The 15,423-nt window shown below is 69.3% G+C and carries 15 protein-coding genes; 10 read left to right on the top strand and 5 right to left on the bottom strand.

The features are described 5' to 3' along the window. Positions 1–40: 40 nt before the first annotated feature. The 3 genes from ABW16_RS07275 to ABW16_RS07265 are packed head-to-tail and all read right to left on the bottom strand — an operon-like array spanning position 41 to position 2,303. On the bottom strand, positions 41–718 hold the full coding sequence (locus ABW16_RS07275) for an amino acid ABC transporter permease (RefSeq protein ID WP_047318477.1): 678 nt from the start codon (positions 716–718) through the stop codon (positions 41–43). Further along, positions 715–1,545, bottom strand: a complete 831-nt coding sequence (locus tag ABW16_RS07270; protein WP_082133992.1) for a glutamate ABC transporter substrate-binding protein — start codon at positions 1,543–1,545, stop codon at positions 715–717. Before ABW16_RS07270 ends, ABW16_RS07275 begins: the two co-directional genes overlap by 4 nt. Continuing rightward, a complete protein-coding gene (locus tag ABW16_RS07265; protein ID WP_047318476.1) occupies positions 1,545–2,303 on the bottom strand; it encodes an amino acid ABC transporter ATP-binding protein in 759 nt (252 codons plus the stop codon). The genes ABW16_RS07270 and ABW16_RS07265 overlap by 1 nt, the downstream gene beginning before the upstream one ends. Positions 2,304–2,393: 90 nt before the next feature. Here ABW16_RS07265 and miaB point away from each other — a divergent pair, with 90 nt between their 5' ends. Beyond that, complete coding sequence (gene miaB / locus ABW16_RS07260) at positions 2,394–3,869, top strand: tRNA (N6-isopentenyl adenosine(37)-C2)-methylthiotransferase MiaB (RefSeq protein WP_047318475.1); 1,476 nt, start codon at positions 2,394–2,396, stop codon at positions 3,867–3,869. Then, the gene (locus ABW16_RS07255; protein WP_047318474.1) at positions 3,866–4,462 is read left to right on the top strand and encodes an Rv2732c family membrane protein; all 597 of its coding nucleotides are present in this window, start codon (positions 3,866–3,868) and stop codon (positions 4,460–4,462) included. The genes miaB and ABW16_RS07255 overlap by 4 nt, the downstream gene beginning before the upstream one ends. A 22-nt stretch (positions 4,463–4,484) precedes the next feature. Here the strand turns inward: ABW16_RS07255 and ABW16_RS07250 are convergent, their stop codons facing one another. Both ABW16_RS07250 and ABW16_RS07245 read right to left on the bottom strand, forming a co-directional pair. Beyond that, positions 4,485–4,940 carry an SRPBCC family protein gene (locus tag ABW16_RS07250; RefSeq protein WP_047318473.1) on the bottom strand — a complete coding sequence of 152 codons (456 nt, stop codon included), beginning with the start codon at positions 4,938–4,940 and terminating at the stop codon, positions 4,485–4,487. An 81-nt stretch (positions 4,941–5,021) separates the two neighbouring features. Then, entirely contained in the window at positions 5,022–6,353 is a 1,332-nt protein-coding gene (locus ABW16_RS07245; RefSeq protein ID WP_047318472.1) for a DUF349 domain-containing protein, read from the bottom strand. 344 nt (positions 6,354–6,697) lie between these two features. On the opposite strand from ABW16_RS07245, the gene ABW16_RS07240 reads away from it, so the two are divergent. The 8 genes from ABW16_RS07240 (at position 6,698) to ABW16_RS07205 (ending at position 15,243) form a co-directional block, all read left to right on the top strand. Further along, a complete protein-coding gene (locus ABW16_RS07240; RefSeq protein WP_047318471.1) occupies positions 6,698–7,579 on the top strand; it encodes a DMT family transporter in 882 nt (293 codons plus the stop codon). 57 nt (positions 7,580–7,636) lie between these two features. Next, the gene (locus ABW16_RS07235; RefSeq protein WP_047318470.1) at positions 7,637–8,554 is read left to right on the top strand and encodes a DMT family transporter; all 918 of its coding nucleotides are present in this window, start codon (positions 7,637–7,639) and stop codon (positions 8,552–8,554) included. 10 nt (positions 8,555–8,564) lie between these two features. Continuing rightward, the gene (locus tag ABW16_RS07230; RefSeq protein WP_047318626.1) at positions 8,565–9,233 is read left to right on the top strand and encodes a class III extradiol ring-cleavage dioxygenase family protein; all 669 of its coding nucleotides are present in this window, start codon (positions 8,565–8,567) and stop codon (positions 9,231–9,233) included. After that, positions 9,230–10,144 (top strand): tRNA (adenosine(37)-N6)-dimethylallyltransferase MiaA, encoded by a 915-nt coding sequence (gene miaA, locus ABW16_RS07225; protein ID WP_047318469.1) that lies wholly within the window; start codon positions 9,230–9,232, stop codon positions 10,142–10,144. Before ABW16_RS07230 ends, miaA begins: the two co-directional genes overlap by 4 nt. A gap of 4 nt (positions 10,145–10,148) precedes the next feature. Then, positions 10,149–11,027, top strand: a complete 879-nt coding sequence (dapF, locus tag ABW16_RS07220; protein ID WP_047318625.1) for a diaminopimelate epimerase — start codon at positions 10,149–10,151, stop codon at positions 11,025–11,027. After that, a complete protein-coding gene (gene hflX, locus ABW16_RS07215) occupies positions 11,024–12,433 on the top strand; it encodes a GTPase HflX (protein ID WP_047318624.1) in 1,410 nt (469 codons plus the stop codon). The genes dapF and hflX overlap by 4 nt, the downstream gene beginning before the upstream one ends. 215 nt (positions 12,434–12,648) lie before the next feature. Then, on the top strand, positions 12,649–14,001 hold the full coding sequence (locus ABW16_RS07210) for a DEAD/DEAH box helicase (protein ID WP_047318468.1): 1,353 nt from the start codon (positions 12,649–12,651) through the stop codon (positions 13,999–14,001). An 81-nt stretch (positions 14,002–14,082) separates the two neighbouring features. After that, entirely contained in the window at positions 14,083–15,243 is a 1,161-nt protein-coding gene (locus tag ABW16_RS07205; protein ID WP_047318467.1) for an acyl-CoA dehydrogenase family protein, read from the top strand. Positions 15,244–15,423 lie beyond the last annotated feature (180 nt).

Here is a 15,423-nt window from a genome sequence, read left to right as displayed (position 1 = left end):
CCCGGAGTGTCGAACAGCACCGTCGCGCGGGGTGCGGGCCTCACCGCGACACCGCCCAGCGCCGGCCCAGATATCCGAACAACAGGCCCAGCGGCAGGGTGAGCACGACGAAGCCGGCGGCGAACACCGCACCCACCCCGAGCAGCGCCGCGGTGTTCTCGGTCATCGACTTCATCAGCAGCGCCGCCTCGGCGACCCCGATCGCTGAGGCCAGCGTGGTGTTTTTCGTCAGCGCGATCAGCACCGAGCCCAGCGGGATGATCACAGCCCGAAAAGCCTGGGGAAGCAAGATGATCCGCAGATTCTGGGTGAAGCTCAGTCCCAGCGAGCGGGCGGCCTCGGCCTGCCCGATCCCCACGGTGTTGACACCGGAGCGCACCGCCTCGCAGACGAATGATGCCGTGTACACGCTCAGCCCGAGCACCGCCAGCCGGAAGTTGCTGTCGTCGATCGACGTTGGCGACTGCGGGTCGGTCAGGGTGACTCCCAGTGTCTGGGCCAGGCCGAACGAGCACAGCAGCAACAGCAGGGTCAGCGGGGTGTTGCGCACCAGATGGACGTAGCCGCCGCCGAGCCACCGCAGCACCGGCACCGGAGCCAGTCGCATCGCAGCCAATCCGGTGCCCAAGACCAGCGCGAGGGTGCCGGACAACACCGCCAACTCGACAGTGACGGTGAAGGATTGGAGGATCTGGCCCCGATACTCGTCGAACATCATCGGCTGATCGGGGGAGGCTCGGGCACCGCGAACCCGGCGGGGCCGAAGTTGTCCACGAACGCCGCCCGCCACGAACCGTCGCGTTCCATCTCTTCGAGGGCGTCGTTGATCCGCTGCCGCAACCCGTCGTTGCCCTTTTGCACGCCTATCCCGTAGAGCTCTTCGGAAAATCGCTCGCCCACCAGCTTGAAGGCTCCGGGGCTCTGGGCGGCGTAGCCGGCCAGGATCACATCATCGGTGGTCACCGCGTCGATCGCACCGTTGCGCAGGGCCTCCACACAAGCCGAGTAGGTGTCGTAGCGCTGCAGCTGCACGCCCGGATAACGGTCCTTGATCCGCTGGGCCGGGGTCGAGCCCGACACCGAACACAGTTTCTTGTGTCGCTGCAGCGACGCGGTACCGGCGATGTCGGTGTTGTCGGCGCGCACCAACAGCGACTGCCCGGTCAGCAGGTAGGGACCGGCGAAGTCGACCTTCTGGCGCCGGGAATCGGTGATCGAATAGGTGGCCACCAGGAAATCGACCTGGCCGTTGCGCAGCAGCATCTCGCGCTGGCCGGACGGGGCCTCGATCCAGGTGATGCGGTCGGGCGGGTAACCCAGCCGGGCTGCCACGTAGCGGGCCACGTCGACATCGAATCCGCTGAGCGTGCCGTCGGGCCTCTTGACGCTCAATCCGGGCTGGTCGAACTTGACGCCGACGGTGATCTTGCCGCTGTCATGGGGCGCACACGCACCGCAGAGCGCAGCCAGTGCCGACGCCAGAAGTGACGCCAGAAGTACGGCACAGACCCGTGCCAGCACGTGCAGGGTTCGCGCCGTCAGCATCAGTGGTCGAGGACCTTGGCGAGAAAGTCTTGGGCGCGTGCGGATTTCGGAGCGCCGAAGAACTCCGCGGGGGCGGATTCCTCGACGATGGCACCGTCGGCCATGAACACCACCCGATCGGCTGCGCGGCGGGCGAAGCCCATTTCGTGGGTGACCACCACCATGGTCATCCCGTCGTCGGCCAGCGTGGTCATCACATCGAGCACTTCGCTGATCATCTCCGGGTCCAGGGCGCTGGTCGGCTCGTCGAACAGCATCACTTTCGGGTTCATCGCCAGTGAACGTGCGATCGCCACCCGCTGCTGCTGTCCGCCGGACAGCTGGGCCGGGTGTTTGCCGGCCTGATCGGCCACCCCGACCCGCTCCAGCAGGGCCATCGCCTGGCGCTGCGCCTGCGCCCGGGACATCTTGTGCACCTTCATCGGTGCCAGTGTGACGTTGTCCAGGATGGTCTTGTGCGGAAACAGGTTGAACGACTGGAACACCATGCCGACCTGGGCCCGCAGCCGGGCCAGCGCCGCGCCTTCAGCCGGCAGCGGCTGCCCGTCGACGGCTATCGCGCCGGAGTCGACGACTTCGAGTCGGTTGATGGTGCGGCACAGGGTGGACTTGCCCGAGCCCGACGGGCCGAGGATCGCCACCACCTCGCCGCGGGCGACCTCGAGGTTGATGTCTTTGAGCACATGCAGGCCGCCGAAGTACTTGTTGACGTCTCGGATGGCGATCATCGGCACCGGATCCGGTCCGCCGCTGGTCATGGGATCTGACCCTACCCAGGAAGCCACCGCGGGGACGCCGCTATCGGCCGGGTCACTCCCACCGACTCGGGCGTCACCCGCCGCCGTACCATAGACCGGGTGAGTTCGCCGGCGATTTCCGAACAGGTACGCACCTACGAGGTGCGTACCTACGGCTGTCAGATGAATGTTCACGACTCCGAACGCATTGCCGGCATGCTGGAGGCGGCCGGTTACCGCCGCGCCTCCGCCGACGCCGACGCCGACCTGGTGGTGTTCAACACCTGCGCGGTGCGGGAGAACGCCGACAACAAGCTCTACGGCAACCTGAGCCACCTGGCCCCCAACAAGCGCAGCAACCCCGACATGCAGATCGCTGTCGGCGGCTGCCTGGCGCAAAAAGACAAGGACAGCGTGCTGAGTCGCGCGCCGTGGGTGGACGTCGTCTTCGGCACCCACAACCTGGGGTCGTTGCCGGTGCTGCTGGAGCGTGCCCGGCACAACCGGAGCGCCCAGGTCGAGATCGTCGAATCGCTGCGGGAGTTCCCGTCCTCGCTGCCCGCCGCCCGGGACTCGGCCTATTCAGCCTGGGTTTCCATCTCCGTCGGCTGCAACAACAGCTGCACCTTCTGCATCGTGCCGTCGCTGCGTGGCCGCGAGGTGGACCGCAGCCCCGACGACATCCTCGCCGAGGTGCGGGCGCTGGCCGCCGAAGGCGTCCTGGAGGTGACCCTGCTGGGCCAGAACGTCAACGCCTACGGTGTCTCGTTCGCCGACCCGGACCTGCCGCGCGACCGCGGTGCGTTCGCGTCGCTGCTGCGGGCCTGCGGGGACATCGACGGCCTCGAGCGGGTCCGCTTCACCTCCCCGCATCCCGCCGAGTTCACCGACGACGTCATCGAGGCGATGGCGCAGACCCCGAACGTCTGTCCCACACTGCACATGCCGCTGCAGTCCGGCTCGGACCGGGTTCTGCGGGCGATGCGCCGCTCCTACCGGGCCGAGCGCTACCTGGGCATCCTCGACCGGGTCCGGGCCGCCATCCCGGACGCGGCCATCACCACCGACCTGATCGTCGGGTTCCCCGGTGAGACCGAGCAGGACTTCGCCGAGACCCTCGAGGTGGTGGCCGCGGCCCGGTTCTCGGCCGCGTTCACCTTCCAGTACTCCAAGCGGCCCGGAACCCCGGCCGCCGAGCTTCCCGATCAACTGCCCAAAGAGGTTGTCCAGCAACGCTACGACCGGCTGATCGAGCTGCAGGAACAGATCTCGTGGGACGAGAATCGGGCCCAGATCGGGCGCACCGTCGAACTGCTGGTGGCGGTCGGTGAGGGCCGCAAGGACGCCCAGACGGCGCGGATGAGCGGCCGAGCGCGCGACGGCCGGCTGGTGCACTTCGCTCCGGGAACCGCGCAGGTGCGTCCCGGCGACGTGGTGACCACGACGGTGACCGGTGCGGCGCCGCACCATCTGCTGGCCGACGGCGCTCTGCTGAGCCACCGGCGCACCAGGGCCGGTGACAGTCATGCCCAACCAGCGCCCGGTGTCGGACTGGGCATGCCCAAAATGCCGGAGGTGGCGCGATGAGCGGCCGCGGGGACAACCAGCACGACTTGGAGGCCTACCGCGCCGACATGGAAGCCGCCGAACGGCGCGTCGCCGGGGAAATCGACCCGGGCGGCCGAGGGCTGGTCGTCGCGATCTGCGTATTCGTGCTGCTGGGGTCGTTCCTGTTGCCGCACACCGGCTCGGTCCGCGGCTGGGACGTCCTGTTCCCGGGCGACGGCACCGACGAAGCCCTGGTGACGCTGCCGTCGCAGCTGTTCATGTGGTTGGCGTTGGTGTTCGGGGTGGGGTTTTCGCTGCTGGCCTTGGTGACCCGGCGCTGGACGGTGGCCTGGGTGGCACTGGCGGGCTCGGCGGTGGCCAGCGCGGTGGGGCTGCTGGCCGTCTGGGCCCGGCAGACCGCGGTACAAGGCCACCCGGGCCCGGGCTTCGGACTGATCCTGGCCTGGATCACGCTGATCGTGCTGACGTTTCACTGGGCGCGCGTGGTCTGGTCACGCACCGCGCTGCAGCTCGCCGCCGAGGCCGAGCGCAGGCAGAGCACCGCGCAGCTGCAGTCACGAAACCTGTTGGACGACCTCAGCCGTCCCGAGGACCAGCCGCCGGGCGAGTAGGCCCGTCCTCGGCACGGCTTGATCAGCGTCGTGGCACGTCTCCGCGCCAGGCACCGGTTTCGGCGGGCTGGTTCTCGATGAAGTCCTTGAACCGCTTGAGATCCGCATGGACCCGGTGGTCGAGGATGTTCAGCTTGTCGGCCACGTTCTCCAGGACGCCATCGGGGTCGATGTCCATCTGAGTGGTTACCCGGGTGGTGCCGTCATCGATCTTGTGGAACGTGACCACCCCGCCGTGACTCGGCCCGGTGTCGGATCGCCACGCGACCCGTTCTTCGGGATGTTGCTCGGTGATGGTCGCGTCGAACTCGCGCGACGCGGGACCCACCTTGATCTTCCAGTGCAAGTGGGTGGCGTCGCGCTGTTGTACCTGTTCGACGCCCTCCATGAACTTCGGGAACGACTCGAACTGCGTCCATTGGTTGTAGACCGTCCGGATCGGGCGCTTGACGTCGAGTGCTGCGGTGATATTGCTCATCTGCCACCTCCAGTGAGTTGGTTGTTGCCGTCACTGGGGGTGGTAGCCCGAGGTTGCCGATGCTCAAACATCGGCCGGTTGTCAGCGCCGGTTGAGCGCCTGCTCGGCGGCCTGGGCCCATTGCCGCCACTGCTCAGCGTTGGCGCTGGCCTCGGCGGCCTCTTTGGCGCGGCCCGCGGCCTGTGCCTTGAGTGCCTGACGTTCGAACTGTTCGGCGCGGATACGGAACTGCGCGGCCCGCGCTTCGGCTTCGGGGTCCACCACGGCTGCCTCGGCGGCGGCACCGGCGTCGCGCACCTTTTTCTCCACCGCCCGCAGTCGCCGTTCCAGCTCGGCGGAACGTTCCCGGGGCGCCTTGCCGAGGGCATCCCACTTGGTGACGATCGAGCGCAGGGCGGCACGCGCGGCGTTCTGGTTGGACGGGTCGATCCGCTCCGCCTCGGCCAGCAGGGCCTCCTTGGCGGTGGCATTGGCTTCCAGCTCGGCGTCACGTTCGGCGTTCGCGGCGTTCCGGGCGGAGAAGAACGTGTCCTGGGCGGCCTTGAACCGCTGCCACAGTGCCTCGTCGACGTCCTTCGAGGCCCGCCCGGTCGTCTTCCAGGTGGCGAGCAGCTGCCGGAACGTGGCGCTGGTCGCTGCCCAGTCGGTGGAACCGGACAGTTCTTCGGCGCGCTTGCACAGCCGTTCCTTCTCCTCGCGCGCCCCGGCCCGGCCGCGGTCGAGGTCGGCGAAGTGCGAGCCGCGCCGCCGGTTGAAGCCGTCCCGCGCCGCGGCGTAGCGCTTCCACAGCGCGTCATCGACCTTGCGGTCCAGGCCGGTGATCGTGCGCCACTCGTCGAGAATGGCCCGCAGCCGGTCGCCGGTGGCCTTCCACTGCGTCGAGTTCGCGGCCAATTCCTCGGCTTCGGCCGCCAGCGCCTCCTTGCGTGCGGTCGCCGCCGCCCGCTGCTCATCGCGCTGCGCGCGCCCGGCTGCGGCGACGGTGTCGGCGTGCTCGCTGACCGCCGCGATCCGCGCCGCCAGCGCCTCGATGTCCCCGAGCACGCTGGCCGTCGGCAACTGCTCGGCCAGTGCTGCCGCGGATGCCTTGATCTTGCGTGCGTCACCGCTGCCGGACGTCAACCGCTCCTCGAGCAGGGTCACTTCGGTGCTCAGGTCGTCGTAGCGGCGGCCGAAGTGGGCGAACGCGGCCTCAGGGTCACCGGCCTGCCAGGAGCCGATCTGTCGCTCGCCGGTCGAGGTGATGAGCCACACCGTGCCGTCATCGTCGACCCGCCCGAATCGATGCGGATCAGCGGTGGGCGGCCCGATGACGACCGGGGCAGGCCGGGCACCCGGTTTGGGTCCGGGGCGGGGCCCTGGACGCGGACCCGGGCGTGGGGCGGGGGCGGACGAACCGCTGTCAGTGGTCATCGCTGTCGTCACCTAACCCTTCGCGGGATAACCCGCGCATCTGCCGCGCACCGCGGCGCCTTCGATCTGCCTAGAAGCATTCAAGAGTATTGAAGCAGTTGCCCGCCACACTGCGCCGCCAACTCGGCGGTTCAGCGAGGCTCGACGGAGGAGAGGCGAAGCTGGGACCGCCGCTTGGACCGGGCGGTTCAGCGAGGCTCGACGGAGGAGAGGCGAAGCTGGGACCGCCGCTTGGACCGGGCGGTTCAGCGAGGCTCGACGGAGGAGAGGCGAAGCTGGCGGTAGCCTGTCCGATCGCCACCGGTGTTATCCGCGGCACCCGCAGACTCCCGAGGAGGCCGGCAATGGCGAAAGAGACCGTCGCCGTGCTGCTTGCACTGGGGGCGGCGCTGTTCAGCGCGATCAGCGACGTGATCCAGCAGCGCAGCGCCCACCGGGTTGGTGACCAGGGGATCGGAGCCGCAGCGCTGTTCGCCCGGCTGTTGACCGACCGGCGGTGGTGGGTCGGCACCATGTCAGGCCTGGTGGGTTTGGGTCTGCAGGCCGTGGCTCTGGGACTCGGGTCGGTACTGCTGGTGGAGTCGGTGCTCGTCACATCGCTGTTGTTCGCGCTGCCGCTCGGGGCCCGCCAAGCCGGTCGTCGCCTGGGGCGTTCGGTCTGGCTGTGGTCGGCGCTGCTGGTGGCGGCCGAGTCCATCATCATCACCGTCGGTCATCCCACTGCCGGACAGGCTCGGGCCTCGCTGGAGTCCTGGGTCTGGGTCGTCGCGGTGCTGGCGCCGACCGTGTTGCTGTGCCTGATCGGGGCGCGGGCCTACGCGGGACGCGCGGCGGCGGCCGTGCTGCTGGCGGCGGTGTCGGCGATCTCGTGGGGCATCTTCGCGGTGCTGACCAAGGGCGTGGTCGACTTGATCGGCCACGGCCCGCGCGCGTTGCTCGCGGCACCGGAGCTGTACGCATGGGGAGCCGTCGCCCTGGCCGGCGCGGTATATCAGCAATCGTCGTTTCGGGCCGGCTCCCTGACAGCCTCGTTGCCGACGATCACGGTGTTGGAGCCCATGGTGGCCGCGACGCTGGGCATGGTCCTGCTCGGCGAGGTGCTCAAGCCCGGCCGCGATGCCGTGTTCACCCTGGCGTTGGCGGTGGCCACGCTGGTCGCCGCGGTCGCGGCGCTCTCGCGTGACCAGGCGGCCACCGCGGGCGACCCGGCCGTCGCTGCGGCCTAGCGGTTACCCGGCGGGAAGGTGAACAGCGGGTATCGTTGCCCCTCTGAGGAGGGGGTCATGTCGACAGGAAACGTCCTAGCGGCGTTGCTCGCGCTGTGCGCTGCATTGGCGTCCGCGATCGGCGACGTGATCCGCCAGCGGTCGGCCCAGGAGATCACCGACCAGCAGGTAGGCCACCTGGAGCTGTTCTGGCTGTCGCTGCGCGACCCGCGGTGGTGGGGTGGCGGTGCTGCGGCGGTGGCCAACTACGCCCTGCAGGCGGTGGCGCTGGCGGTCGGTTCGGTGATGCTGGTCACCGGTTTGCAGGTGACCGCGCTGCTGTTCGCGCTGCCGATGTATGCCTGGCTGACCCATCGCCGGGTGACCAACTGGGAATGGATCTGGGCCATCCTGCTGGCGTCGGCGCTGGCGGTGGTGGTGGTCGTCGGCGACCCGACCGAAGGCAAGCGCCACGCGCCGGCGATCACCTGGATCATCGTGTCGGTGGTGCTGGCGGCGGTGCTCGTGGGCTGTGTGCTGGCCGCCCGGATCTACAAGGGCCGGCCGGCCGCGGCGGTACTGCTGGCGGTGGTGGCCGGTACCTCGCTGGCGGTGTTCGCCTTGCTGACGAAGGTTCTGGTGGAGGTGCTCAAGGCCGACGGCGTCGCCGCGGTGCTGCGGGCACCCGCCCTGGCGCCCTGGCTGGTGGCGACGCTGGCCGGGATGATCTTCCAGCAGTCGGCGTTTCGGGCCGGTGCGCTGACCGCGTCCATGCCGACCATGACCGTGGCCAAACCGCTGGTGGCCAGTGCGCTGGGCGTACTGCTGCTCAACGAGACCATTCAGGCCGGCGGCGCAGAGGACGTTGCGGTCATCATCGGGGTGGTGCTGATCGTGATCGCCACGGCGGCACTGGCCCGCGGTGAGGCAGCCACCATCGTCGCCGATGCCGGCGCCGACCTGGCCGAGCCGGTGGCTGCGCCGACCAGCAGCTAGCTTGGGTGCCGTGCTGGGACCGATCGCGATCATGCCGTCGGCGCCGGTGCTGGTGCCCGAGCTGGCCGGCGCCGCCGCCGAGGCCGCCGAGTTGCGGGCCGCAGCGCTGGTCGCTGCCCGGTCGCTGCCGGCCAGCTGGGTGGCCGTCGGTGCCGGACCGGATGCGGTGTACGGGCCCGACAGTGCCGGCAGTTTCGCCGGATTCGGCGCCGACGTCGCGGTGCGGTTGTCACCGGGCGCCCAGCACCCCGTCGATCTGCCGTTGTGTGCACTGGTCGCCGGATGGGTGCGCGGTCAGGTCTGTCCGGACGCCGAGGTGGTGGTGCACTGCTGCGCCGATCCGGGCGCGGCGTTGGCCACCGGTGGGCGGCTGCGCACCGAGATTGACCGAGGTGGCGAGCTCACCGGCGTGCTGGTGCTTGCCGACGGCGCCAACACCGTGAGCCCGGCAGCCCCGGGCGGGCACCACCCGGCCGACGTCGAGCGCCAGCGCGCCCTGGACGACGCGCTGGCCGGCGGCGACGTCGCCGCACTGACCGGGTTGCCGCCGCAGGTCGTCGGGCGGGCGGGGTTCGCGGCCCTGGCCGGGCTGGTCGGCACCGCACCGCGCGGTGTCACGCAGCTCTACCGGGACGCCCCGTACGGAGTCGGCTACTTCGTGGGGGTCTGGCAGCCGTGAGGCCGATCGCGGTCGTCGGGCCCACCGGCACCGGCAAATCACAACTGGCGCTGGACCTGGCCGCGCGGCTGGGCGGCGAGATCGTGAACGCCGACGCCATGCAGCTCTACCGCGGCATGGACATCGGCACCGCGAAACTGCCGCCGGCCGAGCGTGGCGGCATCCCGCATCATCAACTCGATGTGCTCGACGTCGTACAGACGGCGACGGTGGCCCGCTATCAGCAGGCCGCGGCGGCGGATGTCGAGGCGATCATGGACCGCGGCGCGGTGCCGATCATCGTCGGCGGGTCGATGCTCTATCTGCAGGCCCTGCTCGACGACTGGTCTTTCCCGGCCACCGATCCGGTGGTGCGAGCCCGCTACGAGCAGCGGTTGGCCGAGGTCGGGGTCGCCGCGATGCATGCCGAACTGGCCGGCGCCGACCCCGCTGCTGCCGCGGCAATCCTGCCCACCGACGGCAGGCGGATCGTGCGGGCGCTGGAGGTGGTGGAGCTGACCGGGCAGCCGTTCGCCGCCTCCGCACCCACTATCGGCGCGCCGCGCTGGGACACCGTGATTCTCGGATTGGACTGCGACACAGTCATTCTCGATGAGCGATTGGCGGCCCGCACCGACACCATGTTCGCTCAGGGGCTGGTCGCCGAAGTCCAGGGACTGCTGGAGTCGGGGTTGCGGGACGGGGTCACCGCCGCCAGAGCATTGGGCTACGCCCAGGTGATCGCCGCGCTTGATGCGGGCGGCGACGACCGGGATCTTGCGGCTGCCCGGGACCAGACCTTCATCGGCACTCGCCGTTACGTACGTCGGCAGCGATCCTGGTTCCGCCGCGACCACCGCATCCAGTGGCTCGATGCCGCGGCCGGCGGCCTGCTGGACGCCGCGCTGGCCGCGGTGCGGCACGTATCCTGAGCACATGCTTTTCGCCAAGGGCCACGGCACCCAGAACGACTTCGTGTTGCTGCCGGACCTCGACGCGGCACTGGAGCTGACTCCTGCTGCGGTGGCCGCGCTGTGCGACCGCCGCCGTGGGCTGGGCGCCGACGGTCTGTTGCGGGTGACCACCGCCGGCGCGGCGTCGGCCGCGGGGGTGCTCGACCAGCTGCCCGAAGGGGTGGCGCCCGGCGACTGGTTCATGGACTACCGCAACGCCGACGGCTCGGTGGCCGAGATGTGCGGCAACGGCGTCCGGGTCTTCGCGCACTACCTACGCGCCGCCGGCCTGGAATCCCGCGATGAGTTCGTCGTCGGCTCGCTGGCCGGGCCGCGACCGGTGATCGTGCACCACGCCGACGACGTGCGTGCCGACGTGACCGTCGACATGGGCAAGCCGAACCTGCTCGGGAGTTCCGGCCCGGCATTCGAGGCACTGGTCGGCGGGCGGCGGTTCGCGGGTCTGGGCGTCGACGTCGGCAACCCACACCTGGCCTGTGTGGCTCCGGAGTTGTCCGAGGCCGAGCTGGCCGCCCTGGATGTCGGGGCGCCGGTGTCGTTCGACACCGCCCAGTTCCCGAACGGGGTGAACGTGGAGATCCTGACCGCGCCGCGGGACGGCGCGGTAGCGATGCGGGTGCATGAGCGCGGCGTCGGCGAGACCCGCTCGTGCGGCACCGGCACGGTGGCCGCCGTCGTGGCGGCCCTGGCCCATACCGGAGCCTCGACCGGCACGCTGCGGGTCAACATCCCCGGCGGGCAGGTCAGCGTCACCGTCACCGAGGCCGGCAGCTACCTGCGCGGTCCGTCGGAACTGGTGGCGCGTGGCGACATCGCTCCGAGGTGGTGGGCGGCGCAGTGAGCCACCCCGACTCGAGGCAACAGCCCAGCACCGGTGAGCTGAACCTCGACGACCGCGCTGCGCTGCGCCGGGTCGCCGGGCTGTCCACCGAGCTCGCCGACATCTCCGAGGTCGAATACCGCCAACTGCGCCTGGAGCGGGTGGTGCTGGTCGGGGTGTGGACCGAGGGCACCGCCGCCGAGGCCGACGCCAGCATGGTGGAACTGGCGGCGTTGGCCGAAACCGCCGGCTCAGAAGTGCTCGAGGGTCTGATCCAGCGTCGCGAACGGCCCGACCCGGCCACCTACATCGGCTCCGGCAAGGCCCAGGAGTTACGGGAGATGGTGCTGGCCACCGGCGCCGACACCGTCATCTGCGATGGTGAGCTGTCCCCGGCGCAGCTGACCGCACTGGAAAAGGCGGTCAAGGTCAAGGTGATCGACCGCACCGCGCTGATTCTCGACATCTTCGCCCAGCACGCCACCAGCGCCGAAGGCAAGGCGCAGGTGGCGCTCGCGCAGATGCAGTACATGCTGCCGCGGTTGCGCGGCTGGGGTGAGTCGATGTCGCGGCAGGCCGGTGGGCGGGCCGGCGGCGCCGGCGGCGGGGTCGGCACCCGCGGTCCGGGTGAGACGAAGATCGAAACCGACCGGCGCCGGATCCGGGAACGGATGTCCAAGCTGCGCCGCGAAATCAAGGCGATGAAGCAGGTGCGCGACACCCAGCGTAGCCGCCGCCGGCACAGTGACGTCCCTTCGGTGGCGATCGTCGGCTACACCAACGCCGGCAAGTCCAGCTTGCTCAACGCACTGACCGGTGCCGGAGTGCTGGTTCAGGATGCACTGTTCGCCACATTGGAACCCACTACGCGCCGTGGGCAATTCGACGACGAGCGGCCGTTTGTGTTGACCGACACAGTCGGGTTCGTGCGGCATCTGCCCACCCAGTTGGTGGAGGCGTTCCGTTCCACGCTGGAGGAGGTCGCCGACGCCGACCTGCTGGTGCATGTGGTCGACGGCTCCGACCCCGCGCCGCTCGCGCAGATCAGCGCGGTGCGCGAGGTGATCTCCGAAGTCATCGCCGAACATAATGGTCGGTCTGCCCCGGAACTTTTGGTGGTCAACAAGATTGATGCCGCCGGAGACCTCGCGTTGGCCCAGTTGCGCCGCGCCCTGCCGGAAGCGGTGTTCGTCTCAGCGCACACCGGCGAGGGCATCGACGCGCTGCGCCAACGGATGAGCCAGCTAGTGGCGCCGGTCGACACCGCGGTCGATGTCGTCATCCCTTACGGTCGTGGTGATTTGGTGGCCAGGGTGCATGAACAGGGCCGGGTGCAGCAGGCCGAGCACGGCGAGGGCGGTACCCGCATCCGCGCACGGGTTCCCGCCGCGCTGGCGGCCAGTCTGCGGGAATTCGCCGCGTTTTAGGCATTCTCGCGCCGGTGCGATAGGCTGGTGCTCACGCGTCGTGGAACGCTTACTCACCGCCGTCGCGGCCCCCTGGTGCCGATTCAGCTGGCGTGTGGAGCTCTTCTCGCGGCGAAAGTTATTGCCAACAGGCAATTTCGCCAACCCCTGTGTTGCAGACAGATCGGCGCCGTCGTGGCGCCTCTGCCGCACAGCCGATGCCGGAAAGGCATGTCATGACTACCAATTCCTTCGCCGACCTCGGCGTGCCCGCCGCACTTGTCGGTGTGCTCGCCGACCGCGGCATTGCTGCTCCTTTTCCCATCCAGGTCGCGACCCTGCCCGACAGTCTGGCCGGCCGTGACGTGCTCGGCCGGGGCAAGACCGGCAGCGGCAAGACGCTGGCCTTCTCGCTGCCGCTGGTAGTTCGGCTGGCCGGCGAGAAGCGGCGCCCCGCCCGGCCGAGCGGTCTGGTGCTGGCCCCCACCCGCGAACTGGCCACCCAGATCGCCGCAACGCTGGAACCGTTGGCGGCGGCCAGTGGGCTGAAGGTGACAACCATCTTCGGCGGGGTGGCGCAGAGCCGGCAGGTGGCTGCGCTCAACGCAGGCGCCGACATCGTGGTGGCCTGCCCGGGCCGGCTCGAGGACCTGATGAAGCAGCGGCTGATCACCCTGGACGCGGTACGCATCAGCGTGCTGGATGAAGCCGACCACATGGCCGACCTCGGCTTCCTGCCCGGGGTCACCCGCATTCTGGCCGCCACCTCCGAAACCGGTCAGCGACTGCTGTTTTCGGCGACCCTGGACAACGGCGTCGACAAGCTGGTACGGCGTTTCTTGCGGAATCCGGTGTCGCACTCCGTCGATGAACTCGACGCGCCCCCTCCCGCGATGACCCATCACGTGTTCCACGTCTCCGGGCTGCAGGACAAGAAGGACCTGGTACAGCTGCTGGCATCGGGCACCGGGCGACGAATCCTGTTCCTGCGTACCAAACATCAGGCCCGCAAGCTTGCTCGGCAGCTCACCGAGTCCGGCGTGCCGTCGGTCGATCTGCACGGCAACCTGTCGCAGCCGGCCCGCGAGCGCAATCTCGCGGCTTTCGCCGACGGGGACGTCCGGGTCCTGGTGGCCACCGACATCGCCGCGCGTGGTGTCCACGTCGATGAGGTCGAATTGGTGGTGCACGTGGATCCGCCCGCCGAGCACAAGGCTTACTTGCACCGTTCCGGGCGCACGGCGCGGGCCGGCAGCGCCGGAGACGTCGTCACCGTCGTCCTGCCCGAGCAGCGCAAGGAGACCCAGGTGCTGTTGCGTCGCGCGGGCATCTCCGTCGCTCCGCAACAGGTGGCCGCCGATTCGGTTTCGGTACTCGAGTTGGTGGGGGAGGTCGCGCCGTTGCGGGCGCCGGCCCCGGTGGCCCCGAAGGCCCCGCCGGGCCGTGCCAAGACGTCGCCGGGCCAACCCGGCCGCCCGCGCCGCCGCCGTGGCGGTGGCGGTGCTCAGCAGCCGGCTGGCCAGGTCGACGCCCGGCGCCGGCAGCGGGGCGGTGGCCGGGCCTCGGCGGCCACCACGGCCGGGCGCTAGCGCCGACACCCACCACTGAGCTGCCCAACCATCCGGTTGGTCTATTCTCGTCGGAAAGATCCGTCGACCGGAGGTCAGGCAATGAGTGCCGCAGTGAAGTACCAGCGAACCCTGTTCGAGCCCGAGCACGAGCTGTTCCGGGAGTCGTTCCGCGCCTTCCTGGACCGGCACGCTGCTCCCTACCAGGAGGAGTGGGAGAAGGCCAAGATCGTCGACCGCTCGGTGTGGCTCGAAGCCGGCAAACAGGGCTTCCTGGGCATGGCCGTCCCGGAGGAGTACGGCGGCGGCGGCAACCCGGACTTCCGGTACAACACGATCATCACCGAGGAAGTCACCGCGGGCCGCTACAGCGGCCTGGGATTCAGCCTGCACAACGACGTCTGCGCGCCGTACCTGCTGGAACTGTGCAACGAGGAGCAGAAGCAGCGCTGGCTGCCCAAGTTCTGCACCGGTGAGCTGATCACCGCGATCGCGATGACCGAGCCGGGCACCGGCAGCGACCTGCAGGGCATCAAGACCCGCGCCGTCAAGCAGGGCGACCACTACGTGCTCAACGGCTCCAAGACGTTCATCACCAACGGCATCCACTCCGACCTGGTGATCGTGGTCGCCCAGACCGACCCCGACAAGGGCGCGCAGGGGTTCTCCCTGCTGGTGGTCGAGCGCGGGATGGAGGGCTTCGAACGGGGCCGGCACCTGGACAAGATCGGTTTGGACGCCCAGGACACCGCCGAGCTGTCGTTCACCGACGTGCACGTCCCGGTGGAGAACCTGCTCGGCCAGGAGGGCATGGGCTTCATCTACCTGATGCAGAACCTGCCGCAGGAACGGATCTCGATCGCGATCATGGCCGCCGGCGCCATGGAGGCGGTCTTGGAGCAGACGATCCAGTACACCAAGGAACGTAAAGCGTTCGGCAAGCCGATCGGCAGCTTCCAGAACAGCCGGTTCCTGCTGGCCGAGCTGGCCACCGAGGCAACCGTGGTGCGGATGATGGTCGACGAGTTCATCAAGCTGCACCTGGACAAGAAGCTGACGGTGGAGCAGGCAGCGATGGCCAAGTGGTACTCCACCGAGAAGCAGGTGCACCTGATCGACCGCTGCCTGCAGCTGCACGGCGGATACGGCTACATGCGCGAATACCCGGTCGCGCGGGCTTATCTGGATGCCCGCGTTCAGACCATTTACGGCGGCACCACCGAGATCATGAAAGAGATCATCGGCCGCAGCCTCGGCGTCTAGCCGAGGCAACCGGGAACGATTACGGCGCCCAACTGGGTGCTGCAAGGGGCGCTACCTGCAGGTTTGGTAGCGCCCCTCGTTCCGTTCCGGGCGCCGGCTTTCGCATCATTTCAGCATCGGGTGGGTATCTGTTTCCGCAATATCGATGACTTGGCTTCGAAACACGGGCCGATTGCGGGA

The organism is Mycolicibacter heraklionensis, assembly GCF_001021505.1.
In the GTDB taxonomy this organism is placed as follows: Bacteria; Actinomycetota; Actinomycetes; order Mycobacteriales; family Mycobacteriaceae; genus Mycobacterium; species Mycobacterium heraklionense.
Note: the sequence above shows the minus strand (reverse complement) of the source record. Positions and strands in the feature narration are given on the sequence as shown.